Genomic DNA, 22,085 nt, shown 5'->3' on the forward strand with positions numbered 1-22,085 from the left:
TGTCAACAGGTCGGCCGGTGGGATCGGGAACACCGGCGGGGCCGATGCCTCATTTTCTTTGCTAGCCCACCCGTCCGTTCGCCGGTCCCGCCCCGCGCCGCTCACGAGGCGCTCGCAGCAGTCAGCTCGACGACGTCCTGCACCTCGGGCGACTCGACGTCGAGGGGCACCGTCACCTCCGGCTCGAGCTCGTTGAAACCGGACTTCTCCATCACCTGCAAGGTTGCTCCCGGCAACTTGTCGGCCGGGAGCTCGACCACGAACGAGCCGCGGACCGGGATTCCCGGCGCGAGTTCGGCGCCGCTCAGGGCGGTCTGCTCCAGCCCGGTCCGGTTGGCGCCGAGATAGGCGACGCCGTCCGAGGTCAGGACCCGCACCCGCTTCAGGTACATCGGCTCCCGCAGCGCGGTCGCGGTGGCGTCGATCAGCACGAAGCTCGTCCGGCTCTCGCGGGCCTTCTCGTCGGGCTTGACCTGCAGTTTCTTGGCGACGCGGACGCCGTTGACGGTCAGCTCGAATCGAGGAGTCTTCGTTGCGCTGCCGACGATGCCGTTCACCGGGGTCGGGTCCTGGATGTCCTTCTGGGTCGGCGTGAAGCGGTAGAGCCCCACGATCGCGACCAGGACGGCCAGGGTGAGGCCGGCGTTGATCACCTTGTGTCCGGTCATCCGGCCTTCTTCCCCTTCGTCTTGTCCTCGACCTTGATCGTGCCCTCGGCGACCAGGTCGGTCGGCAGCCACTTCTCGTGGTGGTCCAGCACTGACTCGTCGTAGTGCTCGTAGCCCTGTACGGTCACCTTGACCTCGGCCGGGACCTCGGTGAGCTTGGGCAGTTTGAACACGTACACCAGATCCTCGGCGGCATCCGGCGTCAGGACCGGGGTGATCGTGTCGTCGCTCAGGCTGGCGGTTCCGACCGGGCGGTCGCTGTCCTTGGCGCCCGGTACGCCGATCAGCCGGATCAGGTCCGACGGCGGGGTGGCCCCGGTGTCGTCGGTCACCTTGAGTTTCGCGACGACTGCGATCAGTCCGCTGCCGGGATCCGCGCTGAACACCGGCTTGAAGTCGGGTACGGCGACCACTCGCTGGATCGTCACCTCGAACTGGCCCGCGTCCACCGCGGTGCCGGCCGTCAGTGGCGGATTCTCCGCGTTGGCCTTCGCCAAGCCGCCGAACGCCGCTGAAATCGCCAGGATCGTCGCACCGGCGCCGATTACCCAGGTCTTGACCGGTCGGCCCCGAACCTGGAGGTCCGCCAGCGCCGGAAGCTCCTCTTGCTCAGCGGGCTGCTGATGCGCCCGCCCCGGCGTTCCCATCTCCTGCACGGGGAGAAGCCTAACGAGCCGATGGGGCCAACCAGCACAATAGGTGTCGTGGACAACGGGCTGATCGTGCGACCGGGGGTGGTGGTACCCGAGGCGGAGCTGAGCTGGCGGTTCTCCCGGTCCAGCGGTCCGGGTGGGCAGTCGGTCAACACCACCGACAGCCGCGTCGAGCTGAGCTTCGACGTCGCCGGTACGACGGCGCTGTCCGCGGTGCTCAAGTCCCGGGCGCTGGAGCGGCTCGAGAGCCGGCTGGTCGACGGAGTGCTCACGATCGCCGCGTCGGAGTACAAATCGCAGTGGCGGAACCGGGAGGCGGCCAAGGAGCGCCTGGTCGCGCTGCTCAAGGAGGCGATCGCAGCGCCGCCCCGGCCGCGGCGACCGACGAAGCCGAGTAAAGGCGCGGTACGCCGGCGTCTGGACGACAAGAAGCGCCGCGGCGAGACCAAACGGCTCCGTGGCCGGCCCAACGACTAGCGGTCTGTCCGAGGGATGAAACAGCGGCTGGTGCGGAAAAACCACCGACGTACTCTGGTTTGTTGTGAGCCTAGGTCTGTGGGTGCTGGCCGGCGCGCTCGTCGCCGGAGTGCTGCTCAGCGTGCTCAAAGCCTGGTACGACGGCCGTTTTCGGGGGAAGGCAGAGGTGGACGACACAGTCTCCGCAGCCGAGCTGGGAGCTGAGCTCGGCGAGCGGGCCACGCTGTTGCAGTTCTCCTCCGCGTTCTGCGCCCCCTGCCGCGCGACCCGCCGGACGCTGGCCGAGGTCGAGGGCATGGTGGACGGCGTCCGCCACATCGAGCTGGACGCCGAGGCGCACCTGGAGCTCGTCCGTCGCCTCGACATCCTGCGGACGCCGACGACGCTGGTGCTGGACAGCACCGGAGCGGTCGTCAAACGAGCCAGCGGCGCTCCGCGCAAACCGGATGTGATCGCCGCCCTGGCCACCGCGATCGACCGTCAACCGTCCTAGCCCGCCGATATCAGCCTCCAGGCGGATGGCGGTTCGTCCGGCCGATGGGCGATGCTGTCCGCGTGAGCTTTCAAGCCGGTTGGTACGACGACCCCGAGAACCAGTCCCAGCAGCGGTACTGGGACGGCAGCGCCTGGACCGATCGGCGCCGTCCCAAGTACGGCCAACCGGCGCCGCAGCAGCCGCAAGCGGGCCAGCCGGTTCAGCACGGCCAGGTCTTCGGCGGCGCCCCGCAGCAGGACTGGCCGCAGTTCGGCGCGCCCTCCCAGTTCGGCCAGGCCCAACAAGGCCAGCCGCAGGGCCAACAGCAGTACGGCCAGCAGTACGGCCAGGGCCAGGGTTTCCAGGGCGGCTACCAGCCCTACCCGCAGCAGGCGGGCCAGGGCTACGGCGCCCCCGGCCAGAACCCGAACCGGGTCGCGACCCCGGACGGTCAGCCGCTGTCCGGCTGGTGGCGCCGCGTCTTCGCGTACATCATCGACGCCATCATCACCGGTCTGGTCGGGATGATCTTCGCCGGCTACTTCATGTGGAAGGCGGTGGAGGTGATGATGGACATCTACGGCCCGATATTCGAAGAAGCAGCAGAAGGCGGGCAGCCGACCGCCCCGACGACGCTGCCACCCGAGCTGTACAAGTGGCTCGTACCGGCCGCCCTGATCATCATGGTGATCCAGTTCGCCTACCAGTACTTCTTCCTGACCAAAGCCGGCGCGACCCCGGGCAAGATGCTGCTGAGCATCGCCGTCCGGCTGCGGGACCGCCCCGGGTATCTGCCGCCCGCCGCGGCGGCCAAGCGCGCCGGGTTCTACGTCGCGCTGAACCTGATCGGCTTCATCCCGTTGATCGGGCAGCTGACCAGCATCGTCATCCTGCTCGACTACTTCTGGCCGCTGTGGGACGACAAGAAGCAGGCGCTGCACGACAAGTGGCCGGGCACCCAGGTCGTCCGCACCTGAGCTATTCCAGGATGTGATCAGTTGTCTCAGTAAATGGGACAACTGACCACCCACCTCCCCGCTGTCCGTACTCTCGGAGGCGTGGAGTACACGACTTTGCTGACCAAGCGCCGCGCGGTGGACAACTGCCGCATGCGCTCGTCACTGTGTCGCTGCCGCTGACCAGGCGGCGTCCCGAGCGCTGCGAGACCGGAATCTGAGCCCGGTGTCGCGTACGTCGTCTCCCCGCACACCCGGGCGGGTCCGGCTCGAACCACTCCTTCCGATGGAGTCGGCATGTCCGAACAGACGGCGCCACCACCCCCTCAGGTCGATCCCCGTGGACTGCGGTTCGCAGCTGGGGTGACCGCAGTCCTGCTGGCGTTGACCCTGATCCTCGGGAGCCCGTGGATCCTGGCGGTGCAGACGCTGGTGTTCGCCATCGGAGTGGCCTTCGGCGTCCAGGCGTCGCCGTACGGCCAGTTCTTCAAGCGCGTCGTCCGGCCGCGGCTGGGGCCGCCGAAGGAGCTGGAGGACGCCGCACCGCCGCGGTTCGCCCAGCTGGTCGGGCTGCTGTTCGCGATCGTCGGCCTGATCGGCTACTTCAGCGGCGCGATCGTGCTCGGAGTGGTCGCCACCGGATTCGCCCTGGTCGCCGCGTTCGTGAACGCGGCCGTCGGGCTCTGCCTCGGCTGCGAGGCCTTTTTGTTGATCCAACGCATTCGTACGCCAACCACCGCTACCAACTGAGAGGCAGCACACATGAGCAGGGAATCCGCGCTTGTCTCGGCCGACTGGGTCGAAGAGCACAAGAGCGACGCCAACGTCGTCCTGATCGAGGTCGACGAGGACGTTTCGGCGTACGACGCCGGGCACATCGCCGGTGCGATCAAGCTGGACTGGAAGGACGACCTGCAGGACCAGGTCCGTCGTGACTTCGTGAACCAGCAGCAGTTCAGCGAGCTGCTGTCCAGCCGCGGCGTCAAGAACGACGACACCGTCGTGCTGTACGGCGGCAACAACAACTGGTTCGCCGCCTACGCCCTGTGGTACTTCAAGCTCTACGGTCACGGCGACGTCCGCCTGCTCGACGGCGGCCGCAAGCGCTGGGAGCTGGACAGCCGCGAGCTGACCGACGAGGTCGTCAAGCGCGAGGCCACGGAGTACGTCGCCCAGCCGCAGGACCTGAACATCCGCGCCTTCCGCGGTGAGGTCGAAGAGGCCATCGGCGTCAAGAACCTGGTCGACGTCCGCAGCCCCGACGAGTACGCCGGCCGGCTGCTCGCCCCGGCCCACCTGCCGCAGGAGCAGGCGCAGCGCGCGGGTCACATCCCGACCGCGGCCAGCATCCCGTGGAGCAAGGCGGCCAACGACGACGGCACCTTCCGGTCCGACGACGAGCTGAAGAAGCTCTACGAGGACGCCGGTGTCGACTTCGGCAAGGACACCATCGCGTACTGCCGGATCGGCGAGCGCTCGGCGCACACCTGGTTCGTGCTGCACGAGCTGCTCGGCCAGGAGAACGTCAAGAACTACGACGGTTCCTGGACCGAGTGGGGTTCGCTGGTCGGCGTTCCGGTTGCCCTCGGCGACGAACCCGGGCAGGCCTGAGATGTGCGGCGCGAAGAAGGGCGGTCTCGACCTCAAGGGGGTCGACATCGACAAGGAGGCCGTGATCCAGGGCCAGGTGCTGCGCGGCGAGGAGCCGATCGGCGGCGCGTACGTGCGGCTGCTCGACGCCTCGGGTGAGTTCACCGCCGAGGTGCCGACGTCCGCGACCGGGCACTTCCGGTTCTTCGCCAAGCCCGGCGAGTGGACGCTGCGCACGCTGGCCCCGAAGGCCGACCCGGTCGACCGTCAGGTGGTGGCGCAGTACGGCGCCGTCGCGGAAGTGGCCGTTACCGTCTGACTTCTCGCTCGTTACTGATGGTGCCGCCGTCGCCGGACGGCGGCCCACCCTGAAGTAGTTTCCGAAGGGCCCGGACCTTGCGCGTCCGGGCCCTTCGGCATGCCGGAACCCTTGGCGGGCAAGGGGTTTCGAGCCATCACCGCGAAGTTACGGGTGGCCCGGAGGAATCTCGGTCACCGAGCCCGCAGGTAACGGTTTGGTCTCGGAGCGAGGTCGAGTCGTTACCTACCGCAACTACCTGAGTTGTGTCTGTGTCCTGGCCCGCGCTACGGGTCATGTCATCACTCAGGGAGGAGGGGTCATGGGACCCCGCATCGGATACAAGAAGCTCGCCGCCGTCGGTGTAGCGGCGGTCGTCGGCGTTGCTTCTACGATCGCGCTGACCTCGGGCTCGGCATCGGCCAGCCCGGTCTTCGGTTACAACGGCTACGGCATCGCTGTCGAGGCCACCGGTGGCGTCGTGAACAGCGGCCCGCAGACGCTGAGCACGATCAGCTGCACCACGAACTCGTCGGCCGCCGACACGAACGATGTCGCGACGGCCAACGTCAACAACCACGCGATCGCCAAGACCGTGCGGACGAACACCCACGCGTTCAACAACAAGAACGGCAACGGTGTCACCAGCACCGCCACCGCTGTTGACGTCAAGATCGGCAACCTGCTGCACCTGACCGGTGTGAAGACCACCACCACCGCGGTGTACAAGAACGGCAAGCTGTCCTACACGGGCAACACGACGTTCGCGGGTGTGAAGATCGGCGCCGTCAGCGTTCCGTCGCTGCTCAAGCCGGAGCCGAACACCAAGGTCGCCGTCCCGGGCCTGGGCTACATCGTGCTGAACCGCGTCGGCGGCGTGAAGACCGAGAGCGGCATCTACTCGTACGCGCAGGGCGTCGTCGTCCACGCGAACGTGAAGAACAAGTACATCCCGGAGGGTGTCGACGTCGCGGTCCTCAAGACCCGCGCCGAGATCGCCAAGCCGGCCGTCGGCCTCGTCATCGGCGACGCCTACGTCACCAAGGCCAACGTCGACAAGCTGGTCGTCTCCGGCCCGACGTCGTACCAGGCCACCTGCAAGGGCACCGAGGGCAAGACCATCCGCGCGTCGGTCGGCGAGGTCGTGATCCCGAAGGTCGCCTACGTCGGCGCCGCGTACACCACCAAGAACGGCTTCCAGAACAAGGACAAGGCCGCCGTCCACTTCACCTCGCACGTCGCGGGTGTCAAGGTCGGCAACCTGGCCATCGGCGCGGTGAACTCCGAGGCCAAGGCGTGGAAGAGCAAGGACGGCAAGTTCGGCGTCAGCTCGACCTCGAGCATCGCGTCGATCAAGGTCGGCAACAAGGTCTACCCGGTCAAGACCGGTCAGAACGCCACGCTGGACATCCCGGGGATCGCCAAGCTGACCTTCAACCAGGTCGTCAAGCAGCAGCGCTACATCGCCGTGAACGCCCTGGTCATCGACGTCTACAGCCTGAACACCAAGGTTGTCGTCGGTCACTCGGCCGCCGGCGTCGTCGGCTGAACAAGCTGACAGTCACCGTCTGAGTCGAACCTCACCGTCTCAGAACACCGGCCCCCGGATCCGCACAGGATCCGGGGGCCGGTTCTTCTGTCAGGCCAGCAAGCGCGCGGCGAGCTCGGCGTTGCGCTGGGCAAACAGTTGCCAGGACGCCGGTGTCGCGGCCACCCGATCGCGCGCCGTCCGCTCGGTCATCGCCTGCTGCGTCCAGGTCCGGACCCGGCCGTCGCGCAGCCCGAACCCGACCAGGACGCCGTCCGCCCAGCCGAACACATCGATGTCGTCGGCAACCATCCGCGCGACCTTCTGCTCGGCGACGATCCACTCGAAGGCGGCCAACTCCTCCTGCAGTTTGGCCGCGAACTCGAACCGGAGCGCCGTCGACGCCTGGTCCCGTCGCCGGACCAGCTCCGCCCGGACGGCGGTCACCGCATCCGGCTCCCGAGCGAGGACGGCGTACGTCGCCTGGGTCATCGACTCGCGATCGTCGGGGCTGACGCCGAACAACCGGGCGAACTCGCGCAGCGAGCCGCTGGTGTCGGCCGTGTAGTGCAAGGGGATCACCCGCTGCAGGGCCGAGATCGCCTGCCGGACGCGCAGACCGCCGAGGTACGGGCCGAAGTGCTCGGCCGGCGGCGTGATGGTGTGGGTGAAGCGTGGGCCGCCGGGATCGAAGCGGATGTAGCCGACGACCTCCGCGCCGCCCTTGACCCGGTTCCAGCGGGGTTTGGAGTGTTCGAGCAGGTTTCGTTCGAGCCAGGCGGCCTCGTGTTCGGAGTCGCACCAGACGCTCTCGACCCGGGCGATCCGGTTCACCATCCGGCGCAGCCGGGGCCGGTCGCCCAGGTGAGTCCAGTACGACAGTACGCGGCGGCGCAGGTTCACTGCGCGGCCGATGTAGAGGACCCGGCCGTTCTCATCGCGGAACCGGTAGACGCCGGGCTCCTGCGGCAGTCGCCGAGCGATCAGACGAGCCGGCTCCATCAGGCGTCGAGGATGAGCGTGACCGGGCCGTCGTTGACCAGGGCGACCTCCATGTGCGCGCCGAAGCGGCCGCGCTCGACCTTGGCGCCGAGCTCCTCGAGGGCGGCGCAGAAGGCGTCGTACAGGGGTTCGGAGACCGGGCCGGGGGCGGCCGCGCTCCACGACGGGCGGCGGCCTTTGCGGGTGTCGGCGTACAGGGTGAACTGGCTGATCGCGAGGATCGGCGCCTGCTCGTCGGCGGCGGACCGCTCGCCGTCCAGGATGCGCAGCGTCCAGATCTTGGCGGCCAGGGCCTGCGCCGTCGCGGCGGTGTCGTCATGGGTGACGCCGAGCAGGACGAGCAGCCCCGGCCCGTCGATCGCGCCGACCACCGCGCCCTCGACCGTGACCGACGCGCTGCTGACCCGCTGTACGACTGCTCTCATAGGGCAATCCTGCCGTGCCGGAAAATATCCCGCCAGTTGCCTTCTCGACCGCTGAATCTCCCGGTCTGAGCGGTGTTCTGGCAAGATCTGTGCCATGGCCTCGACCCTGATCACCGTTGCCCCCACCGGCGCCGAGACCGCGAAGGCGGACTGCCCGGCGCTGCCCACGACCCTCGACGAGCTGGTCGAGACGGCGAAGCAGTGTGAGGCGGCCGGGGCCGCGATGATCCACATCCACATCCGGGACGACGAGCACCGGCCGACGCTCGACCTCGGTCGGCTGACCGAGACGGTGGCCGCCGTCCGGGCGAACTCCGGCCTGATCGTCCAGCTGTCCACCGGCGGCGCGGTCACCGACCCGTTCGAGCACCGGCTCCGGGTCCTGGACGCCGCGCCCGACTCCTGCTCGCTGACGATGGGCACGGTCAACTTCGGCGACGACGTCTTCATGAACCCGTGGCCGTTCGTCACCGAGCTCTACCGGCGCACGCAGGAACGCGAGATCGTGCCGGAGTTCGAGCTCTTCGATCTGGGACATGTGGCGGCGCTCGGTCGCCTGCTCGACAAGTTCGGCCTCCCGTACGGCGGACGCGTGCACTGCGACCTCGTGATGGGCGTCCCCGGCGGCATGCCCGGTACGACGGACGCGCTCGTCGCCGCGGTCAACGCGCTGCCCGCCGCCGTCACCTCCTGGTCCGCGACCGGAATCGGGCGGACGTCGCTCACCGTCGCGCTGGCCGCGTTGTCCAAGGGCGGTCACCTCCGGGTCGGTATGGAGGACACGTTGACGCTGGCGAAGGGGGAGCCGGTCAACCACAACGCCGAGCTGGTCGAGCGCGCCGCGGCCCTGGCGACGCTGGCTCAGCGGCCGCCGATGTCGTCGGACGAGGCGCGGGACCTGCTGAACGTGAAGCGCTGAACGCTGAACACGACAACCCCGATCGTCAGGATTATTGCTTCGAGCAACAACCAGTCGCGGAGATAGTTCCGGGGCAGGATCGTCGGATTGGCGCCCTTCCCCTGCCGCAGGAGCAGGGGGATCGCGAGCAATGTGGTGATGCCGACGTACAGGAGCGTCGTCCGCACGGATCCCACGAGGTGGGCGCGGTCGGGGCCGCTCGCCCAGCGAGTGAGGAGCCAACCGGCGCCGATCGTCAGCGGGACGAGGACGACGTCGTCCGCGACGACGGCCCCGCCGAGCCACAGGGGCAGGCGGAGCAGGGCGCGGGACTCCAGGGCGCTCAGCAGGAGCCAGAGGCCCCACAGGCCGAAGCCGACACCTGCCGCCCCGAGCGCGATCCGGGTCTTCATGTCAGGACCTCCAGGCGGTGCACCCATTTGGTTTGCAGGACGCCGGGGCGGTTCGGCGCGATGATGCGGGCCGGGAAGCCGTGGTCGAGTGCCAGCTCGTCGCCGTTCAGGCGGAGCGCGAGCAGGGTCAGGGGATCGGCGGCGAATTGGGGTGGCAGCTCGCTGGTGGCGTAGAAGCCGCCCTGTTCCATCGAGACCACCCGGACTCGCGACGAGGCGGGCGCACCGCAGAGCTGCAGCAGGTCGCGGATCCGGATGCCTTCCCAGCGGGCGCCCTGACTCCAGCCCTCGACGCAGGCGATCGGCAGGTCGGAGCGGTTCTGCGGGAGTTCGCGCAGCTGGTCGAGGCTGTACGACAGTTGCTGCGGGCCAACGACGGTGAAGCGCCAGGCGGCGGTGAGGGGAGTGATCCCGGCGTCGTGCGCCGTCCGATTCACTGGGAGCCCTTGGGGGCCGACGTCCGGCTTGCGGGGTGCCAGGACGGCCAGCGGGCCGAGTGCCGGGGCGGACTGGCCGACTGAGGTGATGCCGACCAGGGCGGCCGCGCCGGCGACGGTTCGGAACAGGCCGCGGCGGGTCAGACCGGTGCTTGCTGGAGGCAAAGGTTCTTTGCGCCACTGGATGACTGGGAGCTTGACGGCGATGTGGACGAGCAGCGCGCCGACGATGATCCAGCCGAGCGCGTAGTGCGTCTGCTTGAAGGGGAACGGCCACGGATACCACTGCAGCGTGTTCAGGTAGCCGATGAAGAGTTCCAGCGCGAGGGCCGAGACCAGCACGAGGATGGACAGGCGTTCCAGCAGCGTTCGCCGTGTCGGCTTCTCGAACAGCTTGGGGTAGACCGTCCAGAGCTTTGCCAGCAGCAACGGTACGGCGATCGTCCCGCTCAAGACGTGCAGGCCCTGGGTGACCCGGTAGAGGGACGCCGGGCGGCTCGGGATGGGCAGCCAGCCGGGGGTCTCCTGCTGGAAATGGCTGAACAGGCCGGTCAGAAAACAGACCAGGACGGCGACGCCGAGCCAGCGGCCCAGGACGGTCGCGACGCGCGGATGGTGCAGCGGCGACCGGAAGGACTGCGCCGTGGGCGGTGCCGGAAGCTTCATGTTTCCACTACAACGCAGATCGCGCCGGTTGAGCGGCGGCGAACGCTTACTGCTCGCGAACGGGATCCGTTTCCGTTTCCGGCACGTCTGTTCTGGGGGTGAGTGCGCCGTAGTGGGCTTAGGGTGGGTAACTCTGGGAGAGGAGTGGGTGGCGGTGAAGACGCAGCAGCGGTCGTCGGACGACGACGAGCGCGCGATGGCGGATCTGGCCGAGGTTTCCGACTGGAAGCCGGTCTGGGGTCCGCCGGGCGCCGGCCTGGAGGCGATTCGGGCGCGGGTCCTGCGCGTCACGGCGGCCACCGGCTGGCAGCCGTGGGCGCCGGGCAACATCGACCCGGAGCGGTTCACCTGGGGGCTGGTCACCCAGCGCGAGACCGTGATGCTGCTGCTGCCGGACGCCGTCCTCCCCGAGAGCCCGCGTAGTGGGTGGTCGGCGTACGAGATCGCGCCGTCCGAGGTCCCCGCCGCGGAAGAAGGGCTCGACGACCACTGGCCGGCCGAGGTCGAGCGGGCCCGCCGGCACTGGGGCGCTCCGGTCTTCGTCGGTCCGGGGGACGACCCGCGGATCCCGCCCGAGTGGCGCGGCCTCCGGCGGCACCTCGCGGTCTGGCTGCGGCCGGGCGCCGAGTTCCACCTGTACGCGACCCGGCCCGGCGCGGAGAATCCGCAGGCCGGGTTCGGGTACTCCGTTTATGCGAGTGAGGTGGCCTGATGCTCGAGGACGAACTGCTCGACGTACTCATCAAGCGGGCCCAGGTGATGATCAGTCACCTGGAGAAGGCGCGCGCGAACGCCAAGGGGGCGGCGTCACGCACGCTGATGCAGGACGTCCTGGATCTGCGCCGGCACCACCCTGATATCGATGAGGGGCTGCGCGGTCCGGCGCCGGCCGATCAGTACCAGCAGCTCGAGCAGCAGCTGCGCGAGGTGCAGCGGGAGCACGCCCAGCTGCAGGAGCGGCGCGCCGCGCTGGAGCGGGCGAACCAGGATCTGAACCGCGACGGTGAGCCCGATCGGTCGGTCAACGACCGGGGCGAGCGGGACGAGGTGACCGACGACCGCGGCGACGAGGACCAGCAGCGCGCCGAGGAGGAGCGCCGCCGGGAGGAAGAGGACCGGCGTCGCGAAGAGGAAGAGCGCCGGCGGCAGGAGGAGGAAGACCGCCGCCGCGAGGAGGAAGAGCGTCGTCGTCGCGAGGAAGAGGAGCGCCGGCGGCAGCAGGAGGGCAACCGGGACGGGCGCAGCGGCGAGCCGCAGGCGGAGAACCTGGGCGCCCCGGTGGCTGGAGCCGCCGCGGGAGCCGCTGCCGGGGCGGAGGCTGCGGAGGCGCGGGCGGAGTACGAGCGGACCGCCGCGCAGATGGAGGCCGAATTCGAGGCCAACGCCGCGCAGAGGCATCAGGAGTTCGAGGCGCGCAGAGAGCAGACGCGCGCGGACTTCGAGGCCAAGAGCGCGCAGATGAACGAGCGGTTCGAGCAGTTCTCGGAGCAGTTCCGGAACGAGGACGGCTCGGTGAACTCGTCCGCGCTCGGCGTCGACGAGCCGAACCAGGCGGACCGGCAGTTCACCCATGAGGACGGGACGGTCAACGAGGCCGGGCTCGGTGTGCAGGAGCCGCAGGCTCAGCAGGAGCGGGAGAGTGAGTTCACCCGCCCGGACGGCACGGCGAACCAGGCCGCGCTGAACGGCGAGGACCGCGCCGAGGAGAACACCGCCGAGCAGAACCGCGAATTCACCAACGAGGACGGCTCGGTCCGGCAGGAGGCGCTCGGCGTCGACCCGGCGCGCGAGGAGCAGACCCGCCAGTTCACCAACGAGGACGGGACGGTCAACCAGGCCGCGCTGAACGGCCAGGACAACGCCGCCGAGCGGGACCGCCAGTTCACCAACGACGACGGGACCGTGAACCAGGCCGCGCTGAACGGCGAGGGCCTGGATCGGCAAGACGAGCAGCGCGATCGGCAGGAGGCCGGGCCGACCGGCGGGTTCCCGACCGGGGGTGACAAGGCGGCGTCCGACCAGGTCGCCCAGCAGACCGACCAGGAGCAGCCGGTCGACCGCATCCTCGCCGAGCAGCGCGCCAACCGCGACAACCAGCGCGCCCCCCAAGAGGGCGGCCCGCGCTCACAGATGTCCCCCGAAGAGATGCGCGCCAACCAGAACGCCTACTCCGCCGGCACGGCCCACCCCACCGGCGCAGCCACCCGCCCCAACGAAGAAGCCCTCAGCGGCGCCCGAGGCGGCCAAACCCCCGCCCAGCGCCACGAAAAATCCGTCAACCGCACCGGCGGCCGCGAATCCGATTCCAACGGCCGCAGCCGCGAGTAACCACCGCGCACCCGCCCGGCCACCCGCCCACCCGCTCACCTCGGCCACCCGCTCACCCCGGGCGCTCACGCCGGGTGCCCGCTCGCCCCGGGCACCCCGGGCGGGCGCTCACGCCGGGCGGGCGCTCCGCGCCTTGAACTGCGCTCGGCTGAGCGCGCGCCTCGCTCCTGAACGGTGCCTGCACCGAGGTGCTCCCGTCAGCGCGGTGCTTTGCATCTCGCTCCGCCCGGCTCGCCCCGGGCGGGCGCACTCGACTTGCCGCGCGGAGCGCGGTGGTTAGTAGACGATTGCTTGGGTGTTGTCGGCGAGGATTTCTTCGGTGAAGGCGGGGGCGCCGGCGATCCGCGTGCCCGGTAGTAGATCGGCTTCGGTGAGGTCGCGGCGTTTGACGCACTGGGTGCAGGCGGTGAGTTGGCCGCCTTCGAGGATGGCGGTGAGGAGGTCGGGGAGGGGGGCTGCGTGCGGGAGGGTGAAGGTTTCGGCGTGGCCGGGGACGGCGAAGCGGACGGCTTCGCCGGTGAGCCAGAGGGAGACCTGGGCGCCTGCGGCGACGGCGGTGGCGGCGACGGTGAAGGCCTGGTTGGCGCGTTCGGGCTCGTCGGCGCCTGCGGTCAGTTTGATCACCAGCGTGCGGGACATCACGCCACGGTAGCCGAACGGCCCGGAACCATCCTCTAGACTGGCGAACGTGCTGCACGTCGTCTTCACCTCGCTGCTGGTCCTGGTCACGATATTCATGGGCTGGTTCTCGGCGTACGTCGTCTACCGGCTGTTCCGCGGCCGTAGCGCGAGCTGAGCGACCCGATGGCGTTCGAGATCCCGCAGAACCTGCACCCCGACCTGATGCCGCTCGCGTGGCTGCTCGGTCGCTGGGAGGGCCGTGGCCACGGCGACTACCCGACCATCGAGAAGTTCGAGTTCGGGCAGCAGATCGACTTCAGCCACAACGGCAAGCCGTTCCTGCACTACGTCAGCCAGACCTTCGTCGTCGGCGAGGACGGTAAGCGTGAGCGCCCGCTGGCCCTGGAGACCGGCTTCTGGCGCCCCAAGCCGGACAACAAACTCGAAGTGATCCTCGCGCACCCGACCGGTTTCGCCGAGATCTGGTACGGCGAGATCGACGGCGCCAAGACCGAGATGCGGACGGACGTCGTCGCCCGCACCGAGACCGCCAAAGAGGTCACCGCCGGCCACCGCCTCTACGGCCAGGTCAAGGGCGAGCTGATGTGGGCCTACGACATGGCCGCCGAGGGCCTCCCCCTCCAGCCCCACCTCTGGGCCACGCTCGTCCGCGTCTAACTCTCCGCGACCCAGCTGTACTCGACTTTCGGGCGGCCGCTGCGGCCGTCGTAGCGCTGCGTGCGCAGGGCCTGGCCCTGGTCGGCGAGGTGTTCGAGGTAGCGGCGCGCGGTGATGCGTGAGGTGCCGAGGGCGGTCGCGATCTCCTCGGCCGTCCAGCCCTCGCGATTACCGAGCAGCTGGACGACGCGGTCCAGGACCGAGCCCGCCAGCCCTTTCGGCACCGACGAAGTCCTTGCCGGATGCAACAATCGGTCGACCTCGTCCTGATCGGCGACGACCTGACCCGCTTCGGCGGCGCGGCGCTGCCGGGCGTACGCCGTCAGCCGGTCCCGCAATGTCTCGTAGGCAAAGGGTTTCAGCACATACTGGACGACGCCGATCCGCGCCGCCGCCTGGACCGCCGCGACCTCGCGGGCCGCGGTCACCGCGACCACATCGGTTTGGTTGCCCTGGGCCCGCATTCGGCGGACGACGTCCAATCCGTGGCCGTCGGGCAGGTTCATGTCCAGCAGGACCAGGTCGACGTCACCGCGGGTGAGCGTCTGCAGCGCGCGGGCCGCCGTACTGGCGATGCCGACGCAGGTGAAACCGGGAAGCCGGTCGACGTAGGTGCGGTGTGCCTCGGCCGCGACCGGATCGTCCTCGACCACGAGGACGCGGAGCTCAGGCACTCGCGCTCACCGCCCGCGGCAGCCGGACCCGCACGGTCAGCGCCGGCACCTCGTCCAGCTCGGAATCCGGATCGACCATCAACGTCCCCTGCCAGCGCTCGACGGTACTGCGGACCAGGACGAGCCCGAGGCCATGTCCTGGTTCGGCTTTCGTGGTCCAGCCGCGCTCGAACATGTGCGCCAGCTCGGCGGCGCCCAGCTCGGAGCCGGTGTTCGTGACGGCCAGGTCGATCGCGTCCGGCGACGTCCCGGCGCGGAGCTCGACCCGGCGGGGCGCCGGGCCGCCGCGGGCGGCCTCGATCGCGTTGTCCAGCAGGTTGCCGACCACGGTGACGACGTCCTGGGCGGGGAGCCGGGTGCTGAGCGACTCCTGGCCGAGGTCGAGGGTGAGCGTGACGCCGCGCTCCTGCGCCTGGGCCAGCTTCGCGAGCAGCAGCGAGGCGAGCACCGGGTCGCCGACCGTGCCGACGACGCGGTCCGTCATCGCCTGCGCGAACTGCAGCTCGGAGACCGCGAACTCGCGCGCCCGCTCGGGTTTGCCGATCTCGATCAGGCTGACGACCGTGTGCAGCCGGTTCGAGGCCTCGTGGTTCTGGGCCTGCAGCGACTCGGCCAGGCTGCGGATCGCGTCCAGCTCGCCGAGCAGCTGCTGCAGCTCGGTGTGGTCTCGCAGGGTCACGATCCGGCCGGCCCGGGCCGGCTGCTGGTTCACGACCAGGACGCCGTTCGCGCCCAGGTGCAGCTCGTCGTACGCCGTCCGGCCCGCGCGAAGCAGCTCGGCCAGCGGCGTCCCGAGGTGCAACTCCTCGATCGGGGTGCCGGGCGGCATCTCGCGCAGCCCGAGCAGCTGGCGGGCCTCGTCGTTCGCGAGCTGGACGCGGCCATCGGCGTCCAGGAGGATCAGGCCCTCGCGGGCGGCGTGCAGGACGCCTTCGTAGAAGTCGAGCATCCGGGCCAGCGACTGGGTGCCCATCCCGCGGGTGGCGCGACGGACGCGCCAGCTGACGAGCGCGTTACCGGCGATCGCGACGCCGAGCAGCAGGCAGGCGACCCCGAGCATCGGGCGGAGATCGATCCGAATCAGCTCCCCCCAGCCGGGCGGCGTCCGCCCCGCGATCGCCGCGTCGCGCTCCGCCTGAGCCCGGGTCCGGCTGACCAGCGCGATCCAGACCATCACGATGAGTACCGTGACCGTGCCCGTCTGCAACCAGAGAACCTGGCGACGAAGCTCCCACGGCCGGTGTTTCACAACCGACAGTCTGCCCGAGAGACGCACTGAGAACGATATGAACGAAATGCGCACTTCTCCTGTGCGTCACGTCACAGTTACTGAAGCTCTCCACAGCCCCGTTCTGCCCACGGCCGATACAGGAGTCCTACATGGCCACGACCGAACCCCGCCCGACTCCGGTCCGCAACGACCGGACGCACTTCCTTTACATCGCCGTCATCGTCGCCGCTCTGCTCGGTATCGGTGTCGGTCTGTTGTTCCCGAGTTTCGCGGTCGAGCTGAAACCGCTCGGCACCGGATTCGTGAACCTGATCAAGATGCTGATCAGCCCGATCATCTTCTGCACGCTGGTGATCGGTATCGGCTCGGTCCGCCAGGCGGCGTCCGTCGGCAAGGTCGGTGGCCTTGCGTTGATCTACTTCCTGGTGATGTCGACGGTCGCGCTGGCCATCGGCCTGGTGGTCGGCAACCTGGTCCAGCCGGGCTCCGGCCTGAACCTGACCGACAAGCTGCGGGAGGCGGGCCAGAAGCAGGCCTCCGGCGCGCACGAGTCGACGACCGACTTCATCCTCGGCATCATCCCGAAGTCGCTGCTGTCCTCGCTGACCGAAGGTGAGGTTCTCCAGACCGTCCTGGTGGCGCTGCTGGTGGGCTTCGCGCTGCAGGCGATGGGCTCGAAGGGCCAGCCGATCCTGAACGGGATCGGGCACATCCAGCGGCTGGTCTTCAAGATCCTGTCGATGATCATGTGGACCGCCCCGATCGGCGCCTTCGGCGCGCTGGCCGCGGTCGTCGGCGCGGCCGGCTCGACCGCGCTGGTCAGCCTGCTGAAGATCATGCTCGCCTTCTACATCACCTGCGCGCTGTTCGTCTTCGTCGTCCTCGGCGCCATCCTCAAGATGGTCACCGGGATCTCGATCTTCCAGCTGCTCAAGTACCTGGGCCGCGAGTTCCTGCTGATCGTGTCCAGCTCCTCCTCGGAGACCGCGCTGCCGCGGCTGATCGGCAAGATGGAACATCTCGGCGTCGGCAAGTCGGTCGTCGGTATCACCGTTCCGACCGGCTACTCGTTCAACCTGGACGGCACCGCGATCTACCTGACCATGGCGTCGCTGTTCATCGCCGAGGCGATGGACACGCCGTTCTCGATCGGTCAGCAGATCTCCCTGCTGCTGTTCATGATCGTCGCCTCCAAGGGCGCCGCCGGCGTCACCGGCGCCGGTCTGGCCACGCTGGCCGGCGGCCTGCAGTCGCACCGCCCCGAGCTGGTCGACGGCGTCGGCCTGATCGTCGGCATCGACCGCTTCATGTCCGAGGCCCGCGCCCTGACCAACTTCGCCGGTAACGCGGTCGCCACCGTCCTGGTCGGACATTGGGTCAAGGACTTCGACAAGGACCAGGCCCGCCAGGTCTTCGCCGGTGAGGATCCCTTCGACGAAGCGGCCTTCGCCGCCGGCGACACCCACGCCGGCGACGTCCCGCAGCAGCCCACGGCTCCCGCCACCACCCACTAGCCACCCTTCCCACCCCCCACACTGCCCGCCGGAGCCACAGCCCGGCGGGCAGTGTCATGCCTGCGCGAACGACAGGACGTAGTCGCCGCATCGCGGCGCTCTCGGCGCCTGCCCCCGCCTGGGCGGCGGCCTGCGTAGATGTGTACGTCCTGTCCTTCATGTCAACGACGTACTCTGGTGATATGTCATCGAAGCGCAGTCCGCTGTTGGACCGGCCCGCGGCAGTTGAGGCCGACGGGATCGACGCGGGGGTTGCCGCGCATTACGGGTCGGATCTGCGGGAGCAGCGGGCGATCGTGGCGGGGCAGGCGTTCGTCGACCTGTCGCACCGGGACGTGGTGACGATCAGCGGGCCGGATCGGCTGACGTGGTTGCACGCGCTCACGAGCCAGTTCTTCGAGGGGCTCAAGCCGGGTACGTCGACGACCGCGCTGCTGTTGTCGCCGACGGGGCATGTCGAGCATGTGATGTACGGCGTCGACACCGGTGAGACCTTCTGGCTGCACACCGAGCCGGGTGCGGCGGCCGCGTTGGTGGAGTGGCTGCAGAAGATGGTGTTCATGTCGCGGGTGGAGATCACCGACGTAACGGCGGACTACGCGATCGTCTGGCGGCCCGGCGCGGCGCAGGGCGAGCACGTGATGCGGAGCGGGGCGGATTCGCTGGGTGGGCACGAGGTGTTCCTGCCCCGGGCGGAGCTGGCCGCGCTGGAAGGGCCGGCGGCAGGAATCTGGGCGTACGAGGCGCTGCGGATCGAGGCCGGTCACCCGCGGTTCGGTTTCGACACCGACGAGCGGGCGATTCCGAATGAGATCGGCTGGCTGGGCATCGGCGTCCACCTGAACAAGGGCTGCTACCGCGGACAGGAGACGGTCGCGCGGGTGCACAACCTCGGCCGTCCGCCGCGGCGGCTGGTCCGCCTGCTCCTGGACGGGTCAGTCGACCACCTGCCGACGCATGGGTACGCCGTCCGCGTCGGCGAGAAGCAGATCGGTTTCATCGGCTCCGCGGCTCGGCACCACGAGCTCGGCCCGATCGCGCTCGCGCTGGTCAAGCGCAACGTCGACCCGGAGGCGCTGCTCGAGGTGACCGCCGACGAGCAGCCGACCGTGACCGCCACCCAGGAGCTGCTGGTCGACCCCGAGGTTGGGTTGCACGTCCGCGCCCGGCTGTGAGCCGGATCATCCGCAAGACCGCTTTTTGCTCCTGACATCCAGGCCGTACAGTTCAGCCGTGACCGAACCTGTGATCCTGGCCGACGTCGTCCGTAGTGGTTTCGTCGAGGGCCACCACCGTGGCTCCGTCGTGGTGACCGATCCCGACGGCAGTGTCGCGTGGTCGGCCGGGATCGTCGACGAGCCGATGTTCCCGCGCTCGTCGAACAAGCCGATGCAGGCGGTCGGCATGCTCCGGCACGGCCTCGACCTGGACGGCGAGCTGCTCGCGCTCGCCGGCGCCTCGCACTCGGGTGAGCCGTTCCACCTGGACGGCGTCCGCGAGATCCTCACTGTGGCCGGGCTCGACGAGTCGGCCCTGCAGACGCCGCCGGCCTACCCGCTCGAGGACGCCGTCCGCGACGCCTGGGTGCGGGCCGGGCACGGCCAGGAGTCGATCGCGATGAACTGCTCCGGCAAGCACGCCGCGATGCTGCTCACCTGCATCCGCAACGACTGGCCGATCGACACCTACCGCGCGGCCGACCACCCGGTTCAGCAGGCCATCCGAACCGCTGTCGAGGACATCGCCGGCGAGAAGGTCTCGTACGTCGCCATCGACGGCTGCGGAGCCCCGATCCTGGCGATCAGCCTGGCCGGTTTGGCCCGATCCTTCGGCCTGTTCGCCGCCGCCCAGCCCGGCACACTCGAGGCCCGCGTCAAGGACGCCTTCCGCGCGTACCCGGAGTTCGCCAGCGGCACTACCCGCGACGAGGCGGCCCTGATGCGCGCGATCCCCGGCCTGTTCGGCAAGGTCGGCGCCGAAGCGGTCTACGCCGTCGGCCTGGACGACGGTCGCGGTATCGCGCTCAAGATCGAGGACGGGACGCCGCGCGCCCGGGCGGTCGTGATGGCCGCCGTCCTGCGCAAGCTGGGGCTGGAGCACCCGGTGCTCGACGAGCAGGAGCAGTTCCCGCTGCTCGGCGGCGGGGAGCCAGTCGGCTCGGTCCGGCCGCACGCGCCGGCCTTCGGTTAACAGCGCATTACCCAGTGCGTGAGTGAGGTCACGGGCTGTCTGCTTGCAATTGCAAGCACGCTGCTAGCACACTGGGGACATGGCCAGGTTGAGTGATCGTGTCGCCGGATCGGTGGGCTCCGTCGGGGAGTACCTCGCCGAGCAGCGGCGGCAGGCGCAGTTGTCGTTGCGGCAGCTGTCCGACCTGGCCGGGGTGTCGAACCCGTACCTGAGCCAGATCGAGCGCGGCCTGCGGAAACCGTCGGCCGATGTGCTGCAGCAGCTCGCGAAGGCCCTGCGGATCTCCGCGGAGACCTTGTACGTCCGGGCCGGCATCCTCGATCCGGACGACAGCCCGGAGGGCAAGAAGGCCTCCGGCGTGGTCGACGCCGTCCTGCTCGACCCCGCGCTGAACGAGCGGCAGAAGCGCGTGCTGCTGGATGTGTACGCGTCGTTCGTCCGTGAGAACCAGACCCCTGAAGAGCCCGCGAAGGGCTCGGCCAAGTAACCCGTTCCTGCTGTGAAATCCCAAGGAGAAGCCTGATGGCTACCCGCACGCCCGTCACCCCGTTCTACGCGCTCGCCGGCGCCGGCGACCTCGCGGTCGAGAAGTTCCGCGCGGTCAGCGTGGACGTCACCGCCCGCGTTGCCAAGCTGGACCAGAAGACCGTCCAGGCCGAGCTGACCAAGCGCCAGAGCGAGCTGACCGCCGAGCTGACCAAGCGCCAGGCCGAGCTGACCAAGCGCTTCGAGGCGCTCGTCGCCGAGGCTCGCACCGCCCCCGCCAAGCTGCGTGAGCTGCCCGGCGTCGCCCAGGCCGGTTTCAGCACCGTGCTCGGCCAGGCCGAGGAGACCTACGAGGACCTGGCCGGCCGCGGCAAGGAGCTGGTCGACCGGATCCGCTCGCAGCAGGCCACCGAGGACCTCGAGGCCGCCGCGAAGACGACCGTGAGCAAGGCCAAGGCCACCCGGACGACGGTCAAGAAGACCGCCGACACCGCGACCCGCAACGTCAAGGCGACCACCACCGCCGCCAAGAAGGCCGCGAAGACCGCCGCCAAGGCGACCACCGACGCGGCCGCCAAGGTTGGCGACTGAGCGTAGTTTTCGCTCCCCGGAGGGTGAAAGTTCGCCCTGAGCAGCCTGCTCCTGTCCAGCACAGGGGTGGGCTGCTCGGTCTTTCGGCTAGGCTCGGTCCATGCTCCCACTCGCCTTCCCGAACCTCTTCCCGGGTTTCGCGGGCCCGTTCGAGATCATCTGGTGGGTGCTGCTCGGTCTCAAACTGGTGGCACTGGCCGACGCGGCGCTGCGCCCGCGAGCGGTGTTCCTCGCCGCCGACAAGCTGACGAAACCCGGTTGGGTGCTGATCCTGGCCGTGTTCTCGCTCAGCCAGATCTTCCAGGGCTGGCTCAGCTTCTTCGGCCTGATCGGGATCGCCGCCGCCGGCGTCTACCTGGTCGACGCCCGGCCCGCCCTGCGTGCCGCCACCGGCCGCGGCCGCGGCGGCTGGGGGATCCGCCGCCGGCGCGGCCCGCGCCCGCTGTAGTCCTACGAGCGGTAGACGATCACCTTGTCGCCGACCTTGATCAGGTCGAAGAGCCGCTTGATCTTGGCCAGGTCCCGGACGTTCACACAGCCGTGTGAGGCCCCGGCGTACCCGCGGGCGGCGAAGTCCGAGGAGTAGTGGACGGCCTGGCCGCCGCTGAAGAACATCGCGTACGGCATCGGGGAGTCGTACAGCTTCGAGACGTGGTTGCGGCTCTTCCAGCCGACCGCGAAACCGCCCTCGCGGGTCGCGGTCTTCACCGCGCCGAACCGGACGTCCATCTGCATCAGAACCTTGCCGTCGACGACGTACCGCAGTTTGCGGGTGGTCTTGTCGATGCAGAGCGCGACGCCGGTCGCGCAGCGCGCGTCCAGCTTCCGGCCGTCGACGACCGGGACCGGCGGGTACAGCTCGGTCTGCGTGGGCTCACGAGTCGCCGCGAGCAGCTGGTCCCAGGTGTTCTGGTCGACGTACCCCAGCGGCGGAATACCCTTGGACTGCTGGAACTTCTTCACCGCGGACCGGGTCATCGTGCCGTACTCGTTGTCCAGGTAGCGCTTCTCCAGCAGCTTCAGCTGGATCAGCCGCGCCTCGAGTTTGCGGACGGTCGTCCCCGTCGAGCCGTACCGGTACAGCGCCTTCGGGTAGATCGGCAGCTGCCCGCTCACCTCGAACGGCACCGGCTGCAGCTCGGCCGGCCGAGCCTGCGCCCGGACGCCGACGCCCGCGAGCACGGCGACGACCGCACCCGCGACCATCCCGGCCACCACGTTGCGAATCATCAGCACGCGCATCGGACACCCCTCGGTCGAACCCTGTCCTCATAGGACGTCCTGGT

The 22,085-nt window shown here is 69.3% G+C and carries 27 protein-coding genes; 17 read left to right on the forward strand and 10 right to left on the reverse strand.

The genetic code is table 11. The features are described 5' to 3' along the window. Nucleotides 1-101: 101 nt before the first annotated feature. On the reverse strand, nucleotides 102-668 hold the full coding sequence (locus ACZ6ZD_RS12755; RefSeq protein ID WP_465671308.1) for a hypothetical protein: 567 nt from the start codon (nucleotides 666-668) through the stop codon (nucleotides 102-104). Then, entirely contained in the window at nucleotides 665-1,315 is a 651-nt protein-coding gene (locus ACZ6ZD_RS12760; protein WP_465672692.1) for a hypothetical protein, read from the reverse strand. The genes ACZ6ZD_RS12755 and ACZ6ZD_RS12760 overlap by 4 nt, the downstream gene beginning before the upstream one ends. A gap of 57 nt (nucleotides 1,316-1,372) precedes the next feature. On the opposite strand from ACZ6ZD_RS12760, the gene arfB reads away from it, so the two are divergent. The 7 genes from arfB to ACZ6ZD_RS12795 all read left to right on the forward strand — a co-directional run bounded on the left by arfB (nucleotide 1,373) and on the right by ACZ6ZD_RS12795 (nucleotide 6,666). Next, a complete protein-coding gene (gene arfB, locus ACZ6ZD_RS12765) occupies nucleotides 1,373-1,798 on the forward strand; it encodes an alternative ribosome rescue aminoacyl-tRNA hydrolase ArfB (protein WP_465671310.1) in 426 nt (141 codons plus the stop codon). A gap of 64 nt (nucleotides 1,799-1,862) precedes the next feature. Continuing rightward, nucleotides 1,863-2,291, forward strand: a complete 429-nt coding sequence (locus ACZ6ZD_RS12770; protein ID WP_465671311.1) for a TlpA family protein disulfide reductase — start codon at nucleotides 1,863-1,865, stop codon at nucleotides 2,289-2,291. A gap of 62 nt (nucleotides 2,292-2,353) precedes the next feature. Then, entirely contained in the window at nucleotides 2,354-3,250 is an 897-nt protein-coding gene (locus ACZ6ZD_RS12775) for an RDD family protein (protein WP_465671313.1), read from the forward strand. A gap of 276 nt (nucleotides 3,251-3,526) precedes the next feature. After that, nucleotides 3,527-3,979, forward strand: a complete 453-nt coding sequence (locus ACZ6ZD_RS12780; protein WP_465671315.1) for a DUF4395 domain-containing protein — start codon at nucleotides 3,527-3,529, stop codon at nucleotides 3,977-3,979. A 12-nt stretch (nucleotides 3,980-3,991) separates the two neighbouring features. Continuing rightward, nucleotides 3,992-4,840: a sulfurtransferase gene (locus ACZ6ZD_RS12785; RefSeq protein ID WP_465671317.1), complete on the forward strand. Its 849-nt coding sequence runs from the start codon at nucleotides 3,992-3,994 to the stop codon at nucleotides 4,838-4,840. A gap of 1 nt (nucleotide 4,841) precedes the next feature. After that, entirely contained in the window at nucleotides 4,842-5,138 is a 297-nt protein-coding gene (locus ACZ6ZD_RS12790; RefSeq protein ID WP_465671319.1) for a DUF1416 domain-containing protein, read from the forward strand. 301 nt (nucleotides 5,139-5,439) lie between these two features. After that, on the forward strand, nucleotides 5,440-6,666 hold the full coding sequence (locus tag ACZ6ZD_RS12795) for a choice-of-anchor P family protein (protein WP_465671321.1): 1,227 nt from the start codon (nucleotides 5,440-5,442) through the stop codon (nucleotides 6,664-6,666). Nucleotides 6,667-6,756: 90 nt separating this feature from the next. Here the strand turns inward: ACZ6ZD_RS12795 and ACZ6ZD_RS12800 are convergent, their stop codons facing one another. Further along, nucleotides 6,757-7,647 carry a GIY-YIG nuclease family protein gene (locus ACZ6ZD_RS12800; protein ID WP_465671323.1) on the reverse strand — a complete coding sequence of 297 codons (891 nt, stop codon included), beginning with the start codon at nucleotides 7,645-7,647 and terminating at the stop codon, nucleotides 6,757-6,759. Next, nucleotides 7,647-8,072, reverse strand: coding sequence for a D-aminoacyl-tRNA deacylase (gene dtd, locus ACZ6ZD_RS12805; RefSeq protein WP_465671325.1), 426 nt, complete (start codon nucleotides 8,070-8,072; stop codon nucleotides 7,647-7,649). The genes ACZ6ZD_RS12800 and dtd overlap by 1 nt, the downstream gene beginning before the upstream one ends. Nucleotides 8,073-8,166: 94 nt before the next feature. Between dtd and ACZ6ZD_RS12810 the strand changes: the two genes are divergently transcribed. Further along, complete coding sequence (locus ACZ6ZD_RS12810) at nucleotides 8,167-8,991, forward strand: beta-keto acid cleavage family enzyme (protein ID WP_465671327.1); 825 nt, start codon at nucleotides 8,167-8,169, stop codon at nucleotides 8,989-8,991. Here ACZ6ZD_RS12810 and ACZ6ZD_RS12815 read toward each other — a convergent pair. Further along, nucleotides 8,934-9,383: a hypothetical protein gene (locus ACZ6ZD_RS12815; RefSeq protein ID WP_465671329.1), complete on the reverse strand. Its 450-nt coding sequence runs from the start codon at nucleotides 9,381-9,383 to the stop codon at nucleotides 8,934-8,936. The two genes, ACZ6ZD_RS12810 and ACZ6ZD_RS12815, sit on opposite strands and share 58 nt — an antisense overlap. Beyond that, the gene (locus ACZ6ZD_RS12820) at nucleotides 9,380-10,486 is read right to left on the reverse strand and encodes a molybdopterin-dependent oxidoreductase (protein WP_465671331.1); all 1,107 of its coding nucleotides are present in this window, start codon (nucleotides 10,484-10,486) and stop codon (nucleotides 9,380-9,382) included. Before ACZ6ZD_RS12820 ends, ACZ6ZD_RS12815 begins: the two co-directional genes overlap by 4 nt. 154 nt (nucleotides 10,487-10,640) lie before the next feature. Between ACZ6ZD_RS12820 and ACZ6ZD_RS12825 the strand changes: the two genes are divergently transcribed. Together ACZ6ZD_RS12825 and ACZ6ZD_RS12830 are read left to right on the forward strand one after the other, a co-directional pair. Continuing rightward, nucleotides 10,641-11,198, forward strand: coding sequence for a hypothetical protein (locus ACZ6ZD_RS12825; protein WP_465671333.1), 558 nt, complete (start codon nucleotides 10,641-10,643; stop codon nucleotides 11,196-11,198). Then, nucleotides 11,198-12,814, forward strand: a complete 1,617-nt coding sequence (locus ACZ6ZD_RS12830) for a hypothetical protein (RefSeq protein WP_465671334.1) — start codon at nucleotides 11,198-11,200, stop codon at nucleotides 12,812-12,814. The genes ACZ6ZD_RS12825 and ACZ6ZD_RS12830 overlap by 1 nt, the downstream gene beginning before the upstream one ends. Nucleotides 12,815-13,090: 276 nt before the next feature. On the opposite strand, the gene ACZ6ZD_RS12835 is transcribed toward ACZ6ZD_RS12830, so the two are convergent. Beyond that, nucleotides 13,091-13,453 (reverse strand): DsrE family protein, encoded by a 363-nt coding sequence (locus tag ACZ6ZD_RS12835; RefSeq protein WP_465671336.1) that lies wholly within the window; start codon nucleotides 13,451-13,453, stop codon nucleotides 13,091-13,093. A 165-nt stretch (nucleotides 13,454-13,618) separates the two neighbouring features. Between ACZ6ZD_RS12835 and ACZ6ZD_RS12840 the strand changes: the two genes are divergently transcribed. Then, nucleotides 13,619-14,113 (forward strand): heme-binding beta-barrel domain-containing protein, encoded by a 495-nt coding sequence (locus ACZ6ZD_RS12840; protein ID WP_465671338.1) that lies wholly within the window; start codon nucleotides 13,619-13,621, stop codon nucleotides 14,111-14,113. Here the strand turns inward: ACZ6ZD_RS12840 and ACZ6ZD_RS12845 are convergent. Together ACZ6ZD_RS12845 and ACZ6ZD_RS12850 are read right to left on the reverse strand one after the other, a co-directional pair. After that, a complete protein-coding gene (locus ACZ6ZD_RS12845; RefSeq protein ID WP_465671340.1) occupies nucleotides 14,110-14,787 on the reverse strand; it encodes a response regulator in 678 nt (225 codons plus the stop codon). The genes ACZ6ZD_RS12840 and ACZ6ZD_RS12845 overlap by 4 nt on opposite strands. After that, on the reverse strand, nucleotides 14,780-16,036 hold the full coding sequence (locus ACZ6ZD_RS12850; RefSeq protein ID WP_465671342.1) for a sensor histidine kinase: 1,257 nt from the start codon (nucleotides 16,034-16,036) through the stop codon (nucleotides 14,780-14,782). Before ACZ6ZD_RS12850 ends, ACZ6ZD_RS12845 begins: the two co-directional genes overlap by 8 nt. A gap of 131 nt (nucleotides 16,037-16,167) precedes the next feature. Between ACZ6ZD_RS12850 and ACZ6ZD_RS12855 the strand changes: the two genes are divergently transcribed. From ACZ6ZD_RS12855 to ACZ6ZD_RS12880, 6 genes are all read left to right on the forward strand, one after another. Next, on the forward strand, nucleotides 16,168-17,532 hold the full coding sequence (locus ACZ6ZD_RS12855) for a cation:dicarboxylate symporter family transporter (protein ID WP_465671344.1): 1,365 nt from the start codon (nucleotides 16,168-16,170) through the stop codon (nucleotides 17,530-17,532). 182 nt (nucleotides 17,533-17,714) lie between these two features. After that, nucleotides 17,715-18,707: a CAF17-like 4Fe-4S cluster assembly/insertion protein YgfZ gene (gene ygfZ / locus ACZ6ZD_RS12860; protein WP_465671346.1), complete on the forward strand. Its 993-nt coding sequence runs from the start codon at nucleotides 17,715-17,717 to the stop codon at nucleotides 18,705-18,707. Nucleotides 18,708-18,765: 58 nt separating this feature from the next. After that, on the forward strand, nucleotides 18,766-19,722 hold the full coding sequence (locus tag ACZ6ZD_RS12865; RefSeq protein ID WP_465671348.1) for an asparaginase: 957 nt from the start codon (nucleotides 18,766-18,768) through the stop codon (nucleotides 19,720-19,722). A gap of 79 nt (nucleotides 19,723-19,801) precedes the next feature. Next, a complete protein-coding gene (locus ACZ6ZD_RS12870) occupies nucleotides 19,802-20,209 on the forward strand; it encodes a helix-turn-helix domain-containing protein (protein WP_465671350.1) in 408 nt (135 codons plus the stop codon). Nucleotides 20,210-20,244: 35 nt separating this feature from the next. Further along, complete coding sequence (locus tag ACZ6ZD_RS12875) at nucleotides 20,245-20,799, forward strand: hypothetical protein (protein WP_465671352.1); 555 nt, start codon at nucleotides 20,245-20,247, stop codon at nucleotides 20,797-20,799. Nucleotides 20,800-20,899: 100 nt separating this feature from the next. Beyond that, entirely contained in the window at nucleotides 20,900-21,247 is a 348-nt protein-coding gene (locus tag ACZ6ZD_RS12880) for a DUF2516 family protein (RefSeq protein ID WP_465671354.1), read from the forward strand. 2 nt (nucleotides 21,248-21,249) lie between these two features. Here the strand turns inward: ACZ6ZD_RS12880 and ACZ6ZD_RS12885 are convergent, their stop codons facing one another. After that, on the reverse strand, nucleotides 21,250-22,041 hold the full coding sequence (locus ACZ6ZD_RS12885) for a L,D-transpeptidase family protein (protein WP_465671356.1): 792 nt from the start codon (nucleotides 22,039-22,041) through the stop codon (nucleotides 21,250-21,252). Nucleotides 22,042-22,085: the final 44 nt, after the last annotated feature.

Source organism: Kribbella sp. NPDC104218, assembly GCF_055584105.1.